This window comes from Desulfovibrio litoralis DSM 11393, from assembly GCF_900143255.1.
In the GTDB taxonomy this organism is placed as follows: domain Bacteria; phylum Desulfobacterota; class Desulfovibrionia; order Desulfovibrionales; family Desulfovibrionaceae; genus Frigididesulfovibrio_A; species Frigididesulfovibrio_A litoralis.
The window spans coordinates 150,920-172,840 of record NZ_FRDI01000002.1 but is presented as its reverse complement, the minus strand read 5'-3'; the positions used below and the strand labels follow the sequence as shown (position 1 = coordinate 172,840).

Below are 21,921 nucleotides of genomic sequence, written 5' to 3'. Positions count from 1 at the left end.
GAAAGCCCCAAAAAAACAGTCAGATATATATTACAGAGATTAAAACTTGGACTAGAAAAATCCACAGCTTCTTTTTTCAAACTTGAAAGCACTATCGCTCTGAAAACAGTAGTTTTTCCAACACCTAAAGTTCCATTTAACAAAATAATCGGAAGATTATCACAATCAACAGAACCACTCGGTTTATTTTTTCTGTTAATGATTTTACAAAAGCCCAAAAAAACAGTCGGATATATATTATAAAGATTAAAACTTGGACTAGAAAAATCAACAGCTTCTTTTTTCAAACTTGAAAGCACTATAGCCATGAAAACAGTAGTTTTTCCCATACCTAAAGTTCCATTTAACAAAATAATCGGAAACTTATCACAATCAACAGAACCACTAAGTTTATTTTTTCTGTTAATGATTTTACAAAAACCCCAAAAAACAAAAGGACACCCGAAGGTGTCCAAATGTATTAAACCTTTACAACTTAATCTAGCAATTAGCCGTTGATAAGAGTCATGGCCATCTTTGGCAATGAGTTAGCTTGAGACAACATAGCTACAGCTGATTGGCTGAGAATTTGTTGACGAACAAATTCGGTCATTTCGGTTGCTACGTCAACGTCAGAGATACGTGATTCAGCAGCCTGAATGTTTTCAGCTTGAATTTGCAAGTTGCTGATAGTGTTTTCAAGACGGTTTTGCATAGCACCAAGGTTAGCACGAATATCGTCTTTTGAAGAAATCGCCTCTTTAAGTGCTTCAAGAGCTTTCTGTGCACCTTGTTGTGTAGAAATGCTGTGTCCATCACCAGCTGCAGAGTTATTACCAACACCAAGAGAAGAAGCGGTAGAGTTACCAATCTTAATGTAGTAGTAATCTTCAGCACTTTGGTTATTTGGTCCAAAGTGAACTTTTAATTTACCGGAAGAAACTAAACCTGCACCATTATGGTTATCACCAGACAAGTTACCGTTTAAGAGGTGAACACCGTTAAAGCTAGTAGCATTGGCGATACGAGTGATTTCTGATGCCATAGCTTGGTATTCAGAATCAATGATTAAACGCTGAGTAGAACTATAAGTACCAGTAGCAGCTTGTTCAGCTAACTCTTTCATACGAATAAGCTTTTCATCGATAACGCCCAACGCACCGTCGGCAGTTTGAATCAAAGAAATAGCATCGTTAGCATTACGTACGCCTTGGTTTAAAGACGCAATTTCTGCACGCATAAGTTCACGAATAGCCAAACCAGCAGCATCGTCAGCAGCAGTAGTAATACGTAAGCCTGAAGAAAGTTTTGAAACAGAGCTACCTAAAGCACCATAAGCCTGACTTAAGTTACGAGCAGCGTTCATTGCCATTAAGTTGTGATTGATAACAAGAGCCATAATATTCCTCCATGAATATTTAAAAAATCTTTATTTTCAGATGTGTTGTTTTTGCATCCTTGCAATTCACATCTGTTGATTAGCTTATCGTCTCTTGTCAGAAACTCTTTAGGAAAAAGTTATATTTTTTTTATTTTTTTTATTATTCAACAATAACAAGATGTTAAATAAAAAATGAATTTAAGTTTAATCTTCGAGTTTAAAGTTTACCTTGATTTTATATAATTCTTTAGCCGGTAAGTTGAGGATTTTTATACCGGTTTTATTTTCAATTTCTAAAAGTTGATTGCAAACTGACTCCCAAGAGCTTCCTATAAAAGTAAACCAAATATTATAATCATGCCTGCGAAGGTAATTGTGTGTTACTCCTTTATAACTATTAACCAAGGCAACAAACTCTTCCATCTTCTCATCAGGCACCTTGGCGGCACAAAGGGTACTGCGAAAACCTAATTTAGCCGATTGGAAATTAGCCCCCAAACGGCGAATAATTTTATTTTTTCGCATATTGTTAACCCGAGTCAAAACTTCTTCTTCGCTTAAGTCTGTTTGTTCAGCTATAACTTTATACGGACGAGAAGCCAGAGGAAAATCCCCCTGAATAATATCAAGAATACGTTTATCTGTTTGATCTAGCATAAAATTATTTCCTTAATTGATAAGATTTTGGAATTTAATAAAATAAAAAACTACTTAAATATATTATGTTTTTATAATTGTTTCTTTTTTGATTATTCTATTCTAGCGAATCTTTGTCAACCAAAGAAAAAACCACTGTAAAACTATTACACAATAGTCTCATAGTAGCTTGCGTCAGAAAGGCACTCCAAAAATCACGAATAAAGAACATTTAATTCCCCTGTAAAATTAGTGAGTTTTGTGTATTAAAACGTTTTAGGCCATATAAAACGATGAAAAAGACCACGCAAAACGGAGTGTTGCAATGGTATTACTTAAAATAACGTAGGCGTAAAGCGTTGGTAACAACAGAAACAGAACTCAATGCCATTGCTGTTCCTGCAAGCATAGGGGACAGGGTTGGTCCACCCCAAATTGATAAAATTCCGCTAGCAACGGGAATACCCAATAAATTATAAGCAAACGCCCAAAATAAATTTTGTTTAATATTCCTTACTGTTGCCGAACACAATCTTAAAGCAGTTGGCAAGGCAACAAGACCGGGTTTTAACAAGACCAAATCTCCGGCATCAACAGCAATATCAATCGCACTGCCCATAGCAATACCAAGGTTTGCTTTAGCTAATGCGGGTGCATCATTTACGCCGTCCCCAATCATTGCCACAACCAAACCTTTTTCTTGAAACTCATGAATAATGTTGGCTTTATCACCGGGGAGCAACCCGGCATGATACTGTTTAATGCCAAGTTCACTACACACTGCTTTTGCTGTTTCCTGATTATCACCCGTGAGCATTACTACTTCAATATTTAATCTTTTAAGCTCTTGGATAACAGCCTTAGATTCTTCTCTTGGGCTATCGGCTATTCCCAAAACAGCAACTAAAATTTTATTGATACTTAACAACAAAGGAGTTTGTCCTTTAGTGGCTACGGCCTGCATAATGTCTGATTCTTTCGCCGTTAACTTAACTTGATTTAACTCTTCTATAAACAATCTATTTCCACAGGCAATATGAAAAGTCATATTTTTTGCACCGCTTACAATATTTAACTCCGCCTCTACCCCTTTACCCGCTACACTATTAAAACTATTCTCTATAAGGTTTAGTTCAAAGGTACTATCTATTAAATTATGTTGTGTATAAAGCTCTGTTTTGGCTTGAATCAGTGCATCTGCCAGAGGGTGTTCGGAGCTAGCCTCTAAAGTAGCACAAGCTAAAACCAAAAGTTCTTCTAAACTTAAACTATAAAGCTGTGCTACTGCTTTGAGTTCTGAAAAGTCAAAATTATTCTCATCAGTTAATATAATAATATCTTTTAACTTTGGCTTTCCCTCTGTGAGTGTCCCTGTTTTATCCATCAAAATGGTTTGTACTTTAGCACCTCTTTCAAGAGCCGCACCATTACGCACTAAAATTCCAAGCTCTGCCGCCCTACCTGATGAAACAATAACGGCGGTCGGAACAGCCAAGCCCATAGCACAAGGACAAGCGATAACAAGCACGGAAACAAAATGTTTTAAACTCAAAGCAAGATCGCCATAAAAAAACCAAAAGACTCCACTTAAAAGAGCAATAGCCATTACTGTTGGAACAAAATAAAGACTGATTTGATCCGCCAGTTTAGCCAAGTCAGGCTTTGAACTTTGTGCATCTTGCACCATGCGTGCAATGCGTGCTAAACTTGTATTTAAGCCTATTTTTTGTGCCTGCATCACAAAACTTCCGTTTTTATTTAAAGAACCGGCAACAACATTACTGCCTTTTTCTTTAAACACAGGCAAACTTTCGCCTGTTAACATGGATTCATCAACACTAGACTGCCCTTTTATCACCAAACCATCAACGGGAACACGCTCTCCGGGGCGTATCAAAATATAATCACCCACCAAAAGGGCGGAAACTGAAACAAGCTCTTCTTGCTCATTCGCTTCTAATGACACTCTTGTAGCGGTTTCAGGTGCTAAGTTTAATAAACCCTCAATCGCACTCCCCGCTTTATGAGTAGAGCGAGCTTCAAGATATTTTCCGAGTGAAATCATCGCCAATAAAACAGCCGCCGATTCATAATAAAGTTGCCCAATAGCACCATTCATCGCAGCATGATGACCATCTAAAGCCATGGTAGCGGAAAGCTCCACAGTATTTTGACCAAACCAAACAACAAAACTAAACCATAAACTATATAAATATGCTGCCCCCGTGCCTAATGCCACTAAAGAATCCATATTAGGGCTGGCTTTAAACAACTGACGAAAGCCAGAAATATAAAAATTCCGCCCCAACCACAAAAGCGGAGTACAGAGAATAAACTGTATAAAGGCAAACATTTTTGGTGAATGAGTGCTAGAAATAAACTCAGGTAAGTTTAATCCAAACATCTCACCCATAGAAATAATTAATAAAGGTAAGGCAAGCCCAAGATTGGGGATTAAGTTTAAAGCCTGCTTTCTTAATCTTTCCGTTTCGTCTTTTTGTCTTTGCTTCATGTTTGACAATAAATCGTCTTCGGCGGCAGGTAATTCAAGACTAAAGCCCAAGCTTGCAACTTTTTCAAAAATACTTTCCAAGCTGATAATTTCAGGAACATAACTTAAACTCAATTGACTGCTTACTAGGTTTACGCTTGCCTTATTTACTCCGTTAGTATTACTTAAAACTCTTTCAATGCGAGCGGAACAGGCGGCACAATGCATGCCGTTAACTTTTAAAGTAAGATGTTCTATTTTTGTACTATTATCTTTATTTGTTTGAATTAATTCTTGAGCTTGCGGTTGCATATAATATCCTTATAAAACAATACATCATAAAAACGCTATATTATACAATAGTCGTTATTATATTAAAGTAAAACAACGCTTAATAGCTTCACTACATTATATACTACTCTAGCTATAATATAAATGAGACTATTGCACAATAGTCTCAAAGTGGCTTTCGCCAAAAAGATACTCCAGAAAGACACTCCAAAAACTATGAATAAGGAAAATTTAATTTTCCTGTAAAATGAGTGGTTTTTGTGTATTAAGACGTTTTATGCTATGCCCATACAGAGCATAAAACGATGATAAAAGCACGCAAAACAGAGTTTTGCAATGGTCTTTAAATGATGTCAAACAACAAAACAAAAGACCTAACAATATAGATAAAAATTCTATGCTCTTAGGTCTTTTTTAAAATTATAAAACGTATCAAAGAAACCTCTGGTTTTAGAGGTTTCCAAAACTAAATACTTTTTAAATAATTCACTCCACCAACAAATAAGGCTGTTCCAAGCTCGGAACTTTCGCCTCTTGTCCAAGCCGGGTGGTTTGTTTTATCGTTAAAAGCCTCCGGGTGTGGCATTAGTCCAAAAATACGCCCTGTTGGGTCGCAGATCCCTGCTATACCTTCGGGGGAACCATTAGGATTTAGCGGATATTCTTCTGTAGGCATTTTATTCTCAGGGTTAGCATATTGCAATACAACCTGATTGTTTTCTTTAAGTGCATTAAAAAGTTCAGGAGTATCGGCAACAAGCTTACCTTCGCCGTGTCTGATGGGAAGGTATAAAAAATCAAGATTTTTAGTAAACACACAAGGGCTTTTTGCATTCACCTTTAAATAACACCAACGATCTTCATAACGCCCTGAGTTATTATGCCCTAAAGAAAATTGAGGAGTAAAATAACTTGGTGTTTTTTTATCGTTTTCTGGTAAAGCCGGCAATAAGCCGAGCTTGGTAAGAAGCTGAAAACCGTTGCAGATTCCTAAAGCGATTCCACCTTTAGAGACAAATTTATTTAATTCGTCTAATAAACTAGCTCCATTATCAAGCCTCGCGTGCCTCCAGCGTTGAGCAGCAGCCAAAGCGGAACCAAGGTCGTCTCCGTCTAAAAAACCACCGGGAAAAACCAAAAAGTTGAAGTCTTCAAGCTTAAACTTACCTGTTATAAGTTCAGAAAAATGAGCTATACTCACTTCATCTGCCCCTGCTTTTTTAGCGGCGTAAGCACATTCGTTTTCACAGTTTGTTCCATAACCGGTAATTACCAAAGTTTTAACTAAAGCCATTTTCAGACTCCTACGCTTTATAATATTAATTTATTTACTTATTCAAAATTTAAAAAAAATACTCGTAAAATGCTTTTTGTTATTTGACAGATTACGTTTTCAATCGCATAATAATAAAAGTATGTAACAATAATTTGAGTCAGTCTAAATTCTTTGACAGGTCAGATTAAGTACATTAGACTTTTTAATTAAAGCTTTTAATAAACACTTAAAGATTTTTGGCTTAAAAGCAAGGTTTTTTTAAAAAAGAAAATTGCATACCCAATAAATTATACTATTTAATAAGAGATATTAAATAGTTCTTAAGTTTTGTTTCGGATTTGCTCAAAAAACTTGTCTTTATAAAAATATAAAAACAAAGCGTGTTTTGAGAAAGGTTTAAGCATTTTATTTATAAATTAAAAACAGGATCATATCTTAATCATGAAAACTAAGTTTATATTTATTACCGGTGGCGTACTTTCTTCTTTGGGTAAAGGTCTTGCGGCAGCATCATTGGGCTCTTTGTTACAAGCCAGAGGTCTTACGGTTACTATTCAAAAACTCGACCCTTATATTAACGTAGACCCGGGAACAATGAACCCGTTTCAACACGGAGAAGTCTTTGTAACCGATGACGGTGCGGAAACAGATTTAGACTTAGGACATTATGAGCGTTATCTAAATACGCCCATGAGCCAAAAAAACAACTACACCTCAGGCAGTATTTATCACACTGTAATCACTAAAGAACGACGTGGCGACTATCTTGGCGGAACAGTTCAGGTTATTCCGCATATCACAGATGAAATTAAACAAAGTATCTGTAGCCTTGCGTCTGATGACCTTGATGTTGCCATTATTGAAATCGGCGGAACTGTCGGTGATATAGAGGGGCTTCCGTTTTTAGAGGCTATACGCCAACTGCGTGGGGATATTGGGCGTGATCGCTGTTTATATATTCACTTAACTTTAGTGCCATATTTAAATGCCGCCGGTGAACATAAAACAAAACCTACCCAACACAGCGTTAAAGAGCTTCGCAGCATTGGTATACAACCGGATATTATTCTTTGTCGTTGTGAAAAAGCCGTTCCGCTTGAGTTAAAACGCAAGATAGCTCTTTTTTGCGATGTTGAAACTGATGCTGTTTTTTCTTGCATTGATGTACAAAATATTTACGAAGTGCCTTTACGCCTTTATGAAGAAGGTTTTGACCAAAAAGTTGCGATTATGCTTCGCCTACCGGCTAAAAATCCTAATTTAAAACCTTGGCGTGAAATGGTGGATCGTTCAAACAATCCACAAGGAAAAATAACTATCGGGGTCGCCGGAAAATATGTTGAATTTAAAGAAGCCTACAAAAGCGTTTATGAAGCTTTAGATCATGGTGGTTTAGCCAATCGTGTGGAAATTATTTTTAAACATATTAACACCGAAGAAATAACTAGCCAAAACGTTGCCGAACACTTGCGTGGCGTTGACGGAGTATTGGTTCCCGGCGGGTTTGGAATTCGTGGTGTAGAAGGCAAAATTGAAACTATTCGCTATCTGAGAGAAAATAAAATTCCTTTCTTTGGTATTTGTTTAGGTTTACAATGTGCGGTAATCGAATATGCACGCAACGTTTTAGGTCTTAGCGATGCAAACTCAGAAGAGTTTAACCCTATCTCAACAAACAAAGTTATTTATTTAATGACTGAATGGTTTGACCATAAAACAAATGCCGTGGAAAAACGTGATGATTACAGCAATAAAGGCGGAACAATGCGTCTTGGAGCTTATCCTTGCGTCTTACAAGCGGGTAGTTTAGCCGAAAAAGCTTATAGCACTTTAGAAATTAGCGAACGCCACCGCCACCGCTTTGAATTTAACATGGAATATAGAGAACGTTTGGAAAAAGCCGGTCTGATTTTTAGCGGGGTTTCTCCTGACGGCCGCTTGGCAGAAATCATTGAAATAAAAGACCACCCATGGTTCTTGGGTTGTCAATTTCACCCGGAATTTAAGTCTTACCCCATGCACCCCCACCCTTTGTTTAAAGATTTTATCCAAGCTTCCAAAGAATATGCGAGCAAGAAAAAATCACCCAATAAATAATACTTTTAAAGCCCGTGAAATTAAAACACACGGGCTTTTTATTTATCAACCAAACTAATTTTTATAAAATATCTAACAACTAAAATAAAAGATTTTTAATATGAACTTATTAGAACTTGGGCTTTTAGATTTTTCAAATAGTTTAGCGATTCAAGAACGTTGTTTAAAAAAACTAGAAGAAGACAGGCAAGAAACTTTAATCATTCTTGAACACCCCAAAACAATTACCTTAGGGCGAAACAGCCAAGACTCTGATTTAAAACAATCAGCTTTATCCTTAAAAGAAAATAATATCGAAGTTTTAAAAATAAAACGTGGCGGGCGGGCAACCTGCCATATGCCCGGGCAACTTGTCATCTACCCTATTATGAAAGTAATCGGACGCAGTGGCGGTTTAAAACAATTTGTTTATGACCTTGAAGAAGTATTAATTGAAACGCTAAAACATTATAATATCCAAGGAAAACGCAAACAAAATAGTGCCGGAATTTGGCTCGAAAACGGCAAAAAAATCGCTTTTATCGGGCTTGGACTAAAAAAAGGTTTAAGTTATCACGGCTGTTCTTTAAATGTTGAAAACAGTTTTGAATTATTTGAGGCAATTATCCCTTGTGCTGACCCTAATGCGAAACTTACTTCAATATCTTACGAAGCTGGTAAAAATATTTCCGTTGATGAAGTAAAAGAAGTTTATAAAGCAAAGTTCAACACAGTTTTTAAGACTCACTTTAATATTACAAAAAACAAATAATTGCTTCATTTATTACACTAATAGACTATAATAACAGAGTAAAAACAAAATAGTTGTGATTTTATTTACTTAAATCATACCAACACTATACTCAACATATCGTAATAATTATCAATATTTTCAATTTTACAACGAATATAAAATAGTGTAGCATTATGAATGATATAATTTATTATTTTATATTTAAGGAGTTACACAAATGCCCTCATATCTTTATTTTTTCTTTGCGGCGGCTGTTTTGATTGTCGGTTATACTATTTACAGCCGAGTGATCGACAAAATATTCGGCCCTGACCCAAATAATCCAACACCGGCAACAACTATGGCCGATGGTGTTGATTTTGTTAAAATGCCCCCACTAAAACTATTCTTAATCCAACTGCTTAATATCGCAGGGATAGGACCAATTTTCGGACCAATACTCGGAGCTTTATATGGTCCGTGGGCTTTAGTTTGGATAGTTGCCGGTTCTATTTTTGCCGGCGGAGTACACGATTATTTTTCCGGTATGCTCTCTGCAAGATCAGGCGGGCGTTCTATTCCAGACGTAGTTGGCGAAAATTTAGGTTATTTTTTCAAACAATTTATGCGTGTTTTCTCTGTTGTTCTGTTGCTATTGGTCGGTGTTGTTTTTGTAACCGCCCCTGCCGGTATGTTAACAAGCTTAAGTAACGAATTTTTAACAAACCTTTTTAATCTTCCTGCTGAAACAGCCGCAAAAACCGTTATGCTCGGTTGGGTTGTGGTAATATTTCTTTATTATTTTTTAGCAACTCTTTTACCAATAGATAAAATTATCGGGCCAATTTATCCTATCTTTGCGATAATTCTTTTAATTATGGCGGTTGGCGTTCTTGGTGGATTAATCGTTAAAGGTTACGAATTTTATCCGGGAGCCGCTTTTGTTAATCAACACCCTAAAGGAATACCTCTTTGGCCTCTTATGTTTGTAACGATTGCCTGTGGTGCACTAAGTGGTTTCCACGCTACTCAATCACCTATGGTCGCTCGTTGTATCCCTGATGAAAAATGTGGTCGTAGTGTCTTTTATGGTGCTATGATTGCCGAAGGCTTAATCGCATTGATTTGGGCAACAGCCGGTATGACCTTCTTTTATTCACCTGAAAATGGCACAAGTGCTGTCCAAGGCTTATTTAACTTTTTGGCTGCTAACAACGACAACCCCGGAGCTTTTGTAAACCATATTTCCATAGCCTTACTTGGACCAATCGGCGGAATTTTGGCTATTTTAGGTGTTGTTGTATTACCTATTACTTCCGGCGATACCGCTTTCCGTGCCGCACGTTTAACCATAGCTGATACAGTCGGATTATCTCAGAAAAAGAACATTAATCGTCTATTTGTTGCTATCCCCTTATTTGCGGTCGGTATTGCCCTAACAAATGTAGATTTTACAATAATCTGGCGTTATTTCGGTTTCGCTAACCAAGCTTTAGCAACTGTTGTTCTCTGGACAGCGGCCGCTTATGTTGTTCGCACAGGTTCAAAGTTACACTGGCTTATTTCTATACCTGCTACCTTTATGACTTCTGTGTGTATGGCGTTTATTGCTTATAGCCCAATTGGTTTTGGCTTAAGCTTTGACTATGCTTCAAAAGTTGGTATCGGTGGTGCTATCGCAGCTTTAGTAATATTTTTATTGTTCGGCAATAAATTTAGAGCTAATCCGGTAAAAAAACCAAAACCAACTAGCCAAGAATTCTAAATATAAAATAGTTATTTAACACATACATAAAAAAGACACTCTCTTTGTTCAAGCAAAAAGAGTGTCTTTTTTTATTCTAACGAGACAATTACAATAAGCTCAAAACGCTAGACAAACAATAATAGCTCAGTTAATTATAAAAACGTATTTTATTAAAACTATAACTTAGGAAATAAAGTAAATGACAGACTCGCTTGTAACAACAGAAAAAAGACCCTTGCCCAACATAGTCAAGATTTTTATGGCTCAGTTAGGTTTAAGTATTGTTTCTTGTATATTATTTTCTATGTATTATCTCTTTTTACTGTTCACAAGCACTAAATACTATTACCGCACTGCAACACCAATTATTATAATCGGCTTATTATTTATGCTCTTCATACTTGTATGGAGTATATCAGTTTTCCACGGTTTATATAGTCGCAGTCCGCACGCCATAAAAAACACTCTTAGTTACCTGCAAACTACTTTTTGGCTACTCGTAGGTTCGATAATTATTATAACACTAATTTTCATTAATTCAATTGATAGTTCTAGATTTTACATGCCACGTGAAGGTATACAGATACTTTTAAACATAATATATTCTATTATTTTTCAACTCACTATTTTATGGGCTTTTGTTTTATATTTTAACAATTCTATAGCGGTAAAAACAGCCTTTAACTTACAAAAGCCTGACACGTCAGCACCACAGGCAGGACTACCTACCAGTGTAGGACTCTTAAAATTATTTTCTGTAATCTTTATTTTAACAACAAGTGCATTTTTAGCTGTAAACTTAATCGATAATTATATTAATCGTTCGTTCGGAGATATTTTAAAACAAACTGCAGCTTACCTCACAATGTTTATTTTAGCAGCAACAAACTTGGGTTTCATTATACTTTTAAAGGAGCTAAAGTCTAAATCAAGCCGATATGCTATATTTTTCTGGTTGTTTGTATTATTGATTTCGACATTTTTATTTTATTTGCCAGCTGCTATAGCTCATAATATTTATTCTTTATTAAGCAACTTGCCTCTTATCTCAAACCTTTATGGGTTGATGATTATTGCTTTATGGTGGTATTTTGCGAACGACCCCGAGGCTAAAACATGGTTTAACACGGATTATGACTTACAATCAAATCAGTGGAATATTCGCATCGTGCGTAAGGTTATAGAAAAGATGCACTCGGGGGTTTTACCAGGGTTTGTCTTAATATTTTTTATCTGGTACTCACAGTATTTACTGTTTACAATGCGGTTCTTCTTCTACCTCATCATAAGAGGAGAAATCCTCGATCCACAGCCAGAAACGTTATTCTATAGTTACTTGTTTATTTTAAATACTGTATTATCTGTATTAGTCTGGATAATAAGTATATTTGCAGCATGGAAACAAAAAAAGTATACTCCGCTTCTTTGCATGGTATTGTTGATTTTATTAGCTGCAACCAGGATAACACCAAATTTATCTCTTTCCACTTTTGACCAATATGACATAGAAAATCTTCTTACTATAACAGCTTGGTTTATTTATTTTTTATCGTCAAAAAAAGTAAAACACGTCTTTTACCAAAGAGAAATCCCTACTGACCTGATTAATAAAAACAAAGCTGAACTGCCTATTTTATGTTTCAGAATCTTTTGTTTATATACTTTCGCCTGGTCGTTTGTGTCATGTATAATACAATATATCTTTGATGGTCATTTTATAATAATATCAGCGATTACAGTGTTGGTTTGGAGTATTTTACCATTAATAAACTTATATCTGTCTTATAAAGCAAAAAACGTTAAAACCGTTTATATCTGGATATTTATCTGGATTGTAAGCTTAACGCTAAGCATAACACAAATAGCCCCATCTGGTAGCTATCTCTATCTTTATTCTCAAATCAAAGATCTTAACTATAATGGTCTTTTCCCAGCAATAGTCGCTTTTTGTTATTTTTATAGTTCTAAAAAAGCTAAAGAATATTATCTCAAGCTAAATAAGTAAGCCAAAAAAGACACTCTCTTTGTTAAATCAAAAAGAGTGTCTTTTTTTATTGCGTAAGATGAAAAATAAAACCTAAACTTAACTATTCAAGACCATTGCAAAACCATTGTTACTTTGTCTTTGTTACTTTGTCTTTGCTACTTGAACTTGACCACTTAATTTAGTTTCATAACCACCTAAAGCTTCAACACGTTTTAAAAAACTTTCACTGCGTATAATATCTAATAAAGCAAGCATCTTAGGTTCGGCGGTAGCACCTTCTAAGTATTCACTCGGAATAGCTAAGTCATAGCGTTCAATAGCTAGCGGAATAAAGTCTAAACCCAAAGCAGTTGCGGCGGCTTTAATGCCTAAGCCACAATCTGCCGTGCCTGTTAAAACGTTAACAGCAACAGTCATGTGAGTAAATTCTTCTTTATCGTAGCCAAGAACTTGCTTCGGGTCTATCTTTGCTTGTTTTAAATGATAATCCAATAAAATACGAGTGCCTGCACCACGTTGGCGATTAATAAATTTAACATCATTTCTGGTTAAATCATGAATATCTTTAATATTTTTTTGGTTACCCTTAGCGACAATAAAACCTTGATGCCTTAAAGCTAAGTTTATTAAAGTAATCTGTTTTTCAGGCAAGTATTTTTTTAAAAAACTATGGTTAAAATCTGAAGTTTCCGGGTCAAAAAGGTGCGTTCCCGCAAAATGACAAGAGCCATTCTTTAAAGCTGTTAACCCGCCCATACTGCCTACATGAGTAGAAGCTAAACGTATTGGCTTATCAAGCGTCATCAACTCATCAGCCAATAGATCCAAGATATTATCATGGCTACCAACACAAACCAAGGTTGACTCAAGTTCAACCCTAGGTCTAACTAAAGTCGCTTTCACAAGTTTCCCTTGTTCGGCTCCTTCCGAGTTTAAAGGAAGACGAGTTACGGCATGAGCCTTTGAAAGCGTCGTTAAATTACCCGCTCCACGCCCAAGCGGAGTCGCTACAAATTTATTGTTCACTCTCCCAACGCTTAAACGCACAAACTCTTCAACGCCAAGCTTTGAGGGTATAGAACGAGTTAGCTCAACGTCAATTGACTCACGCTCTGCCACAAAGTCTCTTTCTAACCATGAAATTAACGGCGACATTAACTCTTCATAAGCCACAATACTGCTAACAGGATAACCGGGAGCTCCGGCAACCAAACGCTCGACGCCTTTATTATCTTTACATAAACCTAAAAGTGCTGGCTTTCCCGGCATGGCGGAAATACCGTGAACAATGACTCTTCCGTGTTCTTCTATGGCACGCCTTGAAAAATCTTTTGAACCAGCCGAAGAACCGGCACACAAAATAGTTAAAGTAATTCCCGCATCTAAACTTTCTTTTAACGCCTTGCTTACAGCTTCGATTGTATCGGGAACAGGTGGAATCCGCTCAACAATACAACCTTGTGCTTTTGCCAAAGCCGACAAAACTTGTGAATTGCTTTCAATTACCTGCCCTGCTTTTGGTTCGGGGCGTTTGGTAAAATCCAAAATTTCATCGCCCGTAGGAATAATACGAATTTTAACAGGTTCCCAAACTTTTAATTCCCAAATTCCGGCACTCAACAAAACACCCACATCATAAGCACTAAAGCGATGATTTTGCGGATATAACAATTCTGTTGCCACAATGTCTTCCCCGATACGACGAACGTGTTGCCAAGGAAAAGCGGGGTTTTCTATACTAACTTTAGTTTCATCAATCTTTACAACTTGTTCAATCATAATAACCGAATCAAAACCATCAGGCATTGTATTTCCCGTATTCACGGGCAAATAGTCTTTGCCATATTCCAAAACAAGCGGGTGTCCTTCTCTTGCGACAAAAGTTTTATTCGCAGTAACCGCAATACCGTCCATAGCCGCACTATGAAAAGTAGGCGAAGAATATTTCGCAAAAATCGCTTCGGCATTGGTTCGCCCGACAACATTTTGAGATTCTATAATCTCACTTTTAATTAAAGCCTCTCTGTTAAGCTCTTTACGAACGTTTTCAACCGCTTCTTTAATAATTAAGGTTTTTAAATATATATTTCTTTTGGCGTTTTCCATAGTTACTCCGTATAAAGTACAACATATTATTGATATGCAAAAAATAACATATAAAAAAGAAAGTTTCAATTCTAAATTATTCCGAAAATTAATAAAAGCTAAGATTATCAATCAAGTTTAAATTAATATTTTAACCTTGACTTAATAATTGCCAGGCTTAAACTAACCTGTTATATTACACAAATATTTTTTTATTACGAGGCAACCAATGATTTTTGATGTATTAAAAGATGTTTTTACAGAATACGAAAAGCTTTCTGCCTCTGCCGATCAGCTTTTTGACACAATAAAAAGAGACTTTTCCGACTGCGTTAGCTGTAAAGAACAGTGTAGCGGTTGTTGCCATGCCCTATTTGATTTGTCTTTAGTCGAAGCAATGTACTTAAACAAGGCATTTAAAGAAAATTTTAATTACGGTGCGGAACGTTCCACTATTTTAGAATATGCCGGAAAAGCAGATCGGCGTTCTTACAAATTTAAACGTTTAATTAATAAAGAACTTAACAACGGAACATCCCCTGAAGAAATAATGAAAAAAGTCGGACAAGAAAAACAACGTTGTCCGCTTCTCGGTTCGGACGAACGCTGCATTTTATATAATGCCCGCCCGATTACCTGTAAACTTTATGGAATTCCAACCACAATTAACGGAAACAGTAATACTTGTCATCTATCCAACTTTAAAGCAGGAACAGCGTATCCAAGCGTAAACTTAGATAAAATACAAGATAAATTAGCTGAAATAAGCATGAAAATAGGTCCGCTCATCAATTCTTCTTACTCAGAATTACATCTAGTCTATGTACCTGTTTCAACTGCTTTACTAACGGAATATGACGAAAAATATCTTGGCGTAAAACAAACAAAATAAACTTTTGATAACAAGTTATTTTTTAAATAAACCATTTTAAGGTAATAAATTATGAGCATTTCGGCAACAATGTTTCGCGACGGAACACAGCAAATACTTACTCCGGCAGAAGAAGAACAAAAACGCTTTATGTATGATTCGATGAGTCCTCGCAGGCGTAAATATATAGACCGAATAGGTTATGAAAATTGGGATCCTTTTCAAAAACCCAATGACCCTCTTGACATTCGCCAAGACCCAACAAAACGTACAACCCAACAACTCATCAGAGAGTTTCTTCAACAATCAAATATAAAAGATTATAGCAACGAATATGGTAAAGGGGCTTTGGAGTGTGCCATTGGCATAATAAATAAAGACGAAAAATATCGCGGTATTTTTGACTTTGCTGTCTGGTATACAAAGCTCTTGCAAAAAGAAGGTTTTATTGAACCTGATTCAATAAAATAATTATTTAACTATCTTAAACAAAAAAAGAAAAAGGACAACACCATGAAAGAAAAATATAATAATGTTGATGAATATATCGCCGATCTTCAAGCCCAAATAAGAGAAACTCCCGATTGTGCCAACCACCTTTACGCACTCGGTATGGCTTTATTGTCAAAACGTGATTTTGTCGCCGCCGAAGCTGCATTTCTGGAATGTATCAGTGCCTCTTCTCATGTTGCCGAAGCATATGTTCAACTTGGCGGAATCTGCATGCAACGTGGAGACTTGGAAGGCTGTTTAAGTTATAACAACGAAGCCGTTAACTGTCGCCCACGTTTCGCTATAGGTTGGGGAAATATTGGCTTTGTTCATATTCAACGAGGCGAAGCCGAAAAAGCTATTTCGGCTTTAAGAAAGGCTGTGAAATGGGATCCAAACTTTATGCAAGCTATGGCTTCTCTTGCCGTTGCTTGTTATATGATTGGCGAACTTGACGAATCAATCGCTTTAAGCGAAAAAGTAATTAAAAAAGAACCTAACTTTGCACCGGCTTACAATAACCTTGCGGTCGCATGGTTAGAAAAAGGCGATGGGAAAAAAGCTTTGGAATATGCCAACCTTGCAATAAAACACGGTTTTGAAGTAAACCCCGATCTTTTAAAAGAATTAGAAGCTTTTAAATAAGCAAACCTCAAACAAACTTAACTGATTTAATTTATTACTATTACAGCAATTAATAAATTTAATAAAAGTAAAATTTAAACGGAAGCACTAAGATGTTAAACAAACCACGCTTACTTACCCCCGGTCCGACCCAGTTACCCGAAAGAGTTCGTCTTGCCATGGCAGTTGATATGATCCACCATCGCAAAGCACCATTTAAAGCCATTTTATCAGAAGTTCAAACTCACCTTAAAACCTTGTTTGGAACAAACGAAGCGGTTTTACCTCTTGCCTGCTCCGGATCAGGAGCGATGACGGCGGCAGTAACTAACCTTTTTGCCCCCGGTCAAAAAGTATTAATCATTGATGGCGGAAAATTCGCTCAACGCTGGATAGATATTGCCAAGATGCGTGGATTAAGCATTACCGTTTTAACTGTTGAATGGGGTAACGGAGTTGACCCTAACGAGGTAAAAGCCTTATTAAATTCCGAGCCTGACTTTGCCGGTGTTTTAATGCAACTTTCCGAAACTTCTACCGGAGCCTTACACCCTGTTAGACAAATTGCCGCAATTACAAGAAAAACCAATACCTTACTCGTAGTCGACGGAATTTCCGGCGTTTCTATCTCACCTTGTCCTATGGACGAGTGGGGTATAGATTGTTTGGTTACCGGTTCTCAAAAAGGTTTAATGTTACCCCCCGGTTTAGCTTTGATTGCCTTGTCAAAAAGAGCGTGGGAAAAAAATGCAACCGTTCCAATCAGCGATTTTTATTTTAACCTTGCAAGCGAAAAAAAGAATAACCTAACTAACCAAACAAGCTTTACAACTCCGGTTAGCATGATTGTCGGTTTAAACGAAAGTTTAAAAATGTTTGCCGAATTTGGCTTAAAAAATGTCTATCAAAAACAATGGGCCTTAACCCAAATGACTCGCACAGGCGTTAAAGCCTTGGGTTTTGAACTCTTTGCCAAAGACAATTATGCTTGGGGTGTAACGGCAATTAAAATGCCTGTGGGCATGTCTGCAACAAAACTCGTTGCGTATATGGCAGAAAATTTTAATATCGTAATGGCAACTGGACAAGATGAATATAAAGACACAGTCATAAGACTTGGACATATGGGTTGGGTCGATTGGTCCGATGTTTTGGCTGGTCTTCACGCTTTGGCTTATAGTTTTGTCGCTTTGGGCGGTTATATCGGTTGTAAAACCTATTGCGAACAAGCTCTTGACGCTTATCATAAAGCACTAGCAGAAGATTATAATATTGTTTTATAAAAAAATAATTTTATTAAATTTAATCATCAAGTTATAAAGTATATAACAAAAAATTGCTGTTTAATAAGGAAGTAAAAAATGTCCGAAAACAATCAAAACAATGACGCAACAGCAGAGCAAAACGCTTTGCCACAGGTTAATTTTTCTACTTTTGTTTTATCTATTGCCTCAAGTACTTTATTAAATCTGGGCGAAGTTCCTAACCCGGAAACGGGAAAAACTGAACAAAACCTGCTTATGGCAAAACACAGTATAGACCTGCTCTCCATGTTGCAAGATAAACTAATTAACGGCGTAAGTGATGATGAAAAGAAATTGCTTGCCGATCTGCTTTATGAAGTACGCATGAAATATGTTCTGAAAAATAAATAACAATACCATATAACTCAGTTCATTATAATTAAATCGTAAAATAATATTTTGTTCACTTACAAAAAAGATAAGAAATAAATATCATGAAAAAACAAATTAAAGTTGGTCTTGTTGGTGTTACCGGATATACGGGAATGGAGCTTGCTCGTTTATGTTTAGCCCACCCAAATTTTACTTTAACAGCCGCAACCTCAAGAGCGGAGGCGGGGAAAAAACTCTCTGAGATTTATCCTTTTTTACAAAAAACAAAACTGCAAGATTTAATTATAAGCGAACCCAACCCCAAAGAGTTGGCTAAAACTTGCGAACTTGTTTTTTTGGCGGTTCCTCACGGAGCAGCCATGAATGTTGCCGCAGAACTTTTAGACCAAGGTTTAAAAGTCGTTGACCTTTCGGCAGACTTTCGCTTAAGAGATGTTTCTACTTTTGAAAGTTGGTATAATACGCCCCACGCTCAACAATCATGGCTTAAAAAAGCTGTTTACGGCTTACCCGAATTATACGCCGAAGAAATCGCTAAAGCCCAATTAATCGCTAACCCCGGTTGTTATCCGACCGCTTCGATTTTGGCTTTATATCCGGCATTAAAAAACAAATTAATAAAAGATCAAGGCATTATTATTGATGCAAAATCAGGAACCTCCGGTGCGGGACGCAAAGCAACCGTTGGGACTCTGTTTTGTGAGGTAAGCGACAGTTTCAGAGCTTATAATATTGGCGGAAAGCATAGACATACCCCTGAAATTGAACAGGAACTAAGTTTAGCCAACAACAGTCAAATTACCCTTTCGTTTAACCCTCATTTACTGCCCCTCAACAGAGGTATTTTAAATACTATCTATACAGAATTAAATACAAAATCCAGTGCGAAAGAATTACATGAAGTTTATAGCAAATTTTATGAAAAACACAGCTTTGTCAGGGTCTTACCTTTAGGAAGTTTACCTGAATTACGCTTTGTCAGGGGCACAATGTTTTGCGACCTTGCTTTAACTGTTGACGAACGTACAAAGCGTTTAATTTTAGTATCTTGTATTGATAATTTATGCCGTGGAGCATCAGGACAAGCCATTGCCAATGCGAACCTAATGTTGGGTCTTGAGTTGGAAACCGGCTTAAATTTAGCTCCGCTCGTACCTTAAAAATTTTGCAAAAATCAACAAAACTTACCCTCTTAGCAAGCTTGAATTTTCAATGATAACGCTATAATATCTATTTGGAAATCAGGAAAAACTAAACAGCTGATTGGAATTAGAGACAAAAAATATAAATCCAAAAACCTTCTTATAAGAAAATAGCGTCTTATAAGAAGGTTTTTTTAATGCTTAAAAACGTTCACAATCTAAAATCATCGCAAAGCATAATTTTACAAAAAGTCGTTTAAAACAATTAATTTAAGACTTGCGAAATTTTCCTTTAAAAAATTAAAGAGAATTAACACCTAAACAAGCGATACTTGAAATAAACAAGTAATTATAATATAATAAAAACGTTTAATATATTGTAAAAAAAATGATAAGGATAATAACATGAAGTTTATTATGTCTCAAATTCCGATATACTTAAAAAGTAATGTAAAAAACAAATGGAATGTAAAATTTTTAATAGCTTTTTCTGCTCTTTTATTAGGACAAATTATTTTATACAGCTATTTATTTCATGTTATTATGGAATATGAAGGGAAAGAACACAGTACTTTAAGCGGATTATATTGGACACTTACAGTAATGTCGACTTTAGGTTTTGGAGATATTACTTTTTCTAGCGATCTGGGACGCGGTTTTACTTTAGTCGTATTATTTTCCGGCATCATCTTTTTTATGTTGATGTTACCTTTTACTTTTATACGTTTTATTTATCAACCATGGATAGAAGAAAAAAATAGAACTCGCGTACCGACTTCTGTTTCCGAATCTCTTTGTGATCATGTGATTGTAGCAGGCTATAATATGGTCGCCGAAAATATCATTGAACGCCTTATACAATATAATATAGAATACATAATTTTAGTGCCTGATTCTGACCTCGCTCTTTCCCTTATTGATAAAGGGTATAATGTTGTACTCGGAGAATTTGATGATATTAGAACATATCATAAAACAGGTGCTATACGTTCGCTTATGGTAATTGCCTTATGTGATGATTTAAAAAATACCAATATTGCATCAACAGTACGAGAACTTTCCCAGACTATTCCTATTCTAAGTAGTGTTGAGAGTGAAGATTCTATTGATATTTTAGAATTGGCGGGTTCAAGCTATGTATATCACTTTATAAAAATATTAGGAGAATCCTTTGCGAAACGCTCAATTGTTTCAGGGGTAAAAGCAAATATTATTGGCAGTTTTAATGAACTTTGCATTGCGGAGATTTCTGCCAAACATAGTAAAATAGACGGATTAACTATTGCAAAAAGCCACTTTAGAGAAAAGTCAAATCTTAACATCGTAGGTATTTGGCAAAACAATAAACTTATTTTACCCAAACCAGATTTTCTTATAACCCCAAATAGCAATCTTCTTGTCTCAGGTTCAGAAGAAAATATTTTAACTTGGGTCAATAACCAGCAAAACACAGAAAATAACTCCAACAAACAGGCTCACGCCATCATACTTGGGGGTGGAAGAGTTGGAAAAGAAATAGCAAGATGTTTTCAAGATCAGAATATAGACTTTAAAGTTATTGAAAAAAGCAAACAAAATATCATAGAAAATGATCCACGTTATATTTTAGGCAGTGCCGCTGATATTAATATTTTAGAAAAAGGCGGAATCAAAACGGCACAGTCTGTTTTAATTACGACTCATAGCGATGATTTAAACATTTATTTAACAATATATTGTCGTAAGCTACGTCCTGACGTTCAAATCATCAGTCGTGCGACCTTAGAACGCAACGCAAATTCTCTCTATGCCGCCGGTGCCAATGTCGTAATGGTTCATAGCTCTATCGCCGCAAATATCGTTTTAAATCTTCTCTCGCCGGGAAAGGTTACCATGCTCACAGAAGGATTAGATATTTTTAAAGTTGAGGCTCACCCCGACTTAATAAAAACTACAATAAAAAATAGTCTGATAAGAGAAACAACTGACTGTAACATTGTTGCGATTAAAACCAAAGAAGGTCTAAAAATAAATCCCTCACCATCATATTTAATTAAACCAGGAGACGAACTTATCTTATTGGGAACAGAAGAAGCAGAAAAAAAATTTACCGATAAATATGGTTTTAAAAATTAAGCTGAAATAAAAATTATTTGATATACGACCCTTAAGTTTTTTTATCAATCAACCGATATAAAGATAAGCCATGTTTTTATTAATATAATCAGAGAAAAAAAGGGGAGGACAATATGATAGATGGAATAAACGATCCAACTGACCTTATTGTTGCAAGCGACAGAAATATGTTGAATGCAAAGATCATTACTCAAACTCTTGATACTTTAAATTCCAATACTTATAATACAAAATCTGCAAACAATACTTTGAGTTCAACAAACTCAAGTATAAGAGAAAGTTATCTTTTTCAAAAAGATGTTTTATCAGCAGCCTATGATACAAAAGGATTCTTTGTAAATAACGATTCTTAATCAAG

18 protein-coding genes are annotated in these 21,921 nt (G+C 36.0%); 12 read left to right on the top strand and 6 right to left on the bottom strand.

Going from position 1 to position 21,921, the window contains the following annotated elements; genetic code table 11:
- The 5 genes from BT999_RS00755 to BT999_RS00735 form a co-directional block, all read right to left on the bottom strand.
- Positions 1-455: tRNA (adenosine(37)-N6)-threonylcarbamoyltransferase complex ATPase subunit type 1 TsaE (locus tag BT999_RS00755; RefSeq protein WP_218587502.1), on the bottom strand; the 455-nt coding region annotated here is incomplete at its 3' end.
- Between the two features lie 32 nt (positions 456-487).
- Complete coding sequence (locus BT999_RS00750) at positions 488-1,378, bottom strand: flagellin N-terminal helical domain-containing protein (protein ID WP_072695487.1); 891 nt, start codon at positions 1,376-1,378, stop codon at positions 488-490.
- 186 nt (positions 1,379-1,564) lie between these two features.
- A complete protein-coding gene (ahbA, locus tag BT999_RS00745) occupies positions 1,565-2,017 on the bottom strand; it encodes a siroheme decarboxylase subunit alpha (RefSeq protein ID WP_072695485.1) in 453 nt (150 codons plus the stop codon).
- Positions 2,018-2,327: 310 nt separating this feature from the next.
- Positions 2,328-4,799, bottom strand: a complete 2,472-nt coding sequence (locus BT999_RS00740; RefSeq protein ID WP_084650531.1) for a heavy metal translocating P-type ATPase — start codon at positions 4,797-4,799, stop codon at positions 2,328-2,330.
- A 445-nt stretch (positions 4,800-5,244) separates the two neighbouring features.
- Positions 5,245-6,072, bottom strand: coding sequence for a phosphoribosylformylglycinamidine synthase subunit PurQ (locus tag BT999_RS00735; RefSeq protein WP_072695483.1), 828 nt, complete (start codon positions 6,070-6,072; stop codon positions 5,245-5,247).
- Between the two features lie 423 nt (positions 6,073-6,495).
- Between BT999_RS00735 and BT999_RS00730 the strand changes: the two genes are divergently transcribed.
- The 4 genes from BT999_RS00730 to BT999_RS00715 all read left to right on the top strand — a co-directional run bounded on the left by BT999_RS00730 (position 6,496) and on the right by BT999_RS00715 (position 12,615).
- Positions 6,496-8,151 carry a CTP synthase gene (locus BT999_RS00730; RefSeq protein WP_072695481.1) on the top strand — a complete coding sequence of 552 codons (1,656 nt, stop codon included), beginning with the start codon at positions 6,496-6,498 and terminating at the stop codon, positions 8,149-8,151.
- Between the two features lie 100 nt (positions 8,152-8,251).
- Entirely contained in the window at positions 8,252-8,902 is a 651-nt protein-coding gene (lipB, locus tag BT999_RS00725; protein ID WP_072695479.1) for a lipoyl(octanoyl) transferase LipB, read from the top strand.
- 199 nt (positions 8,903-9,101) lie between these two features.
- Positions 9,102-10,628, top strand: coding sequence for a carbon starvation CstA family protein (locus BT999_RS00720; RefSeq protein WP_072695476.1), 1,527 nt, complete (start codon positions 9,102-9,104; stop codon positions 10,626-10,628).
- 544 nt (positions 10,629-11,172) lie between these two features.
- Positions 11,173-12,615 (top strand): hypothetical protein, encoded by a 1,443-nt coding sequence (locus tag BT999_RS00715; protein ID WP_143145466.1) that lies wholly within the window; start codon positions 11,173-11,175, stop codon positions 12,613-12,615.
- Positions 12,616-12,738: 123 nt separating this feature from the next.
- Here BT999_RS00715 and BT999_RS00710 read toward each other — a convergent pair whose 3' ends face one another.
- Complete coding sequence (locus BT999_RS00710) at positions 12,739-14,703, bottom strand: molybdopterin biosynthesis protein (RefSeq protein ID WP_072695472.1); 1,965 nt, start codon at positions 14,701-14,703, stop codon at positions 12,739-12,741.
- 208 nt (positions 14,704-14,911) lie between these two features.
- Between BT999_RS00710 and BT999_RS00705 the strand changes: the two genes are divergently transcribed.
- The 8 genes from BT999_RS00705 to BT999_RS00670 all read left to right on the top strand — a co-directional run bounded on the left by BT999_RS00705 (position 14,912) and on the right by BT999_RS00670 (position 21,916).
- A complete protein-coding gene (locus BT999_RS00705) occupies positions 14,912-15,574 on the top strand; it encodes a hypothetical protein (RefSeq protein WP_072695470.1) in 663 nt (220 codons plus the stop codon).
- Positions 15,575-15,625: 51 nt separating this feature from the next.
- Positions 15,626-16,024 (top strand): hypothetical protein, encoded by a 399-nt coding sequence (locus tag BT999_RS00700; RefSeq protein WP_072695468.1) that lies wholly within the window; start codon positions 15,626-15,628, stop codon positions 16,022-16,024.
- A 42-nt stretch (positions 16,025-16,066) separates the two neighbouring features.
- Positions 16,067-16,690: a tetratricopeptide repeat protein gene (locus tag BT999_RS00695; protein WP_072695466.1), complete on the top strand. Its 624-nt coding sequence runs from the start codon at positions 16,067-16,069 to the stop codon at positions 16,688-16,690.
- Positions 16,691-16,782: 92 nt separating this feature from the next.
- Complete coding sequence (locus BT999_RS00690) at positions 16,783-17,952, top strand: pyridoxal-phosphate-dependent aminotransferase family protein (protein ID WP_072695464.1); 1,170 nt, start codon at positions 16,783-16,785, stop codon at positions 17,950-17,952.
- Between the two features lie 78 nt (positions 17,953-18,030).
- Positions 18,031-18,324: a DUF1844 domain-containing protein gene (locus BT999_RS00685; protein ID WP_072695462.1), complete on the top strand. Its 294-nt coding sequence runs from the start codon at positions 18,031-18,033 to the stop codon at positions 18,322-18,324.
- A gap of 83 nt (positions 18,325-18,407) precedes the next feature.
- The gene (gene argC, locus BT999_RS00680; protein WP_072695460.1) at positions 18,408-19,466 is read left to right on the top strand and encodes an N-acetyl-gamma-glutamyl-phosphate reductase; all 1,059 of its coding nucleotides are present in this window, start codon (positions 18,408-18,410) and stop codon (positions 19,464-19,466) included.
- 387 nt (positions 19,467-19,853) lie between these two features.
- Positions 19,854-21,563, top strand: a complete 1,710-nt coding sequence (locus BT999_RS00675) for a potassium channel family protein (RefSeq protein WP_072695458.1) — start codon at positions 19,854-19,856, stop codon at positions 21,561-21,563.
- A 113-nt stretch (positions 21,564-21,676) separates the two neighbouring features.
- Positions 21,677-21,916 carry a hypothetical protein gene (locus BT999_RS00670; protein WP_072695456.1) on the top strand — a complete coding sequence of 80 codons (240 nt, stop codon included), beginning with the start codon at positions 21,677-21,679 and terminating at the stop codon, positions 21,914-21,916.
- Positions 21,917-21,921: the final 5 nt, after the last annotated feature.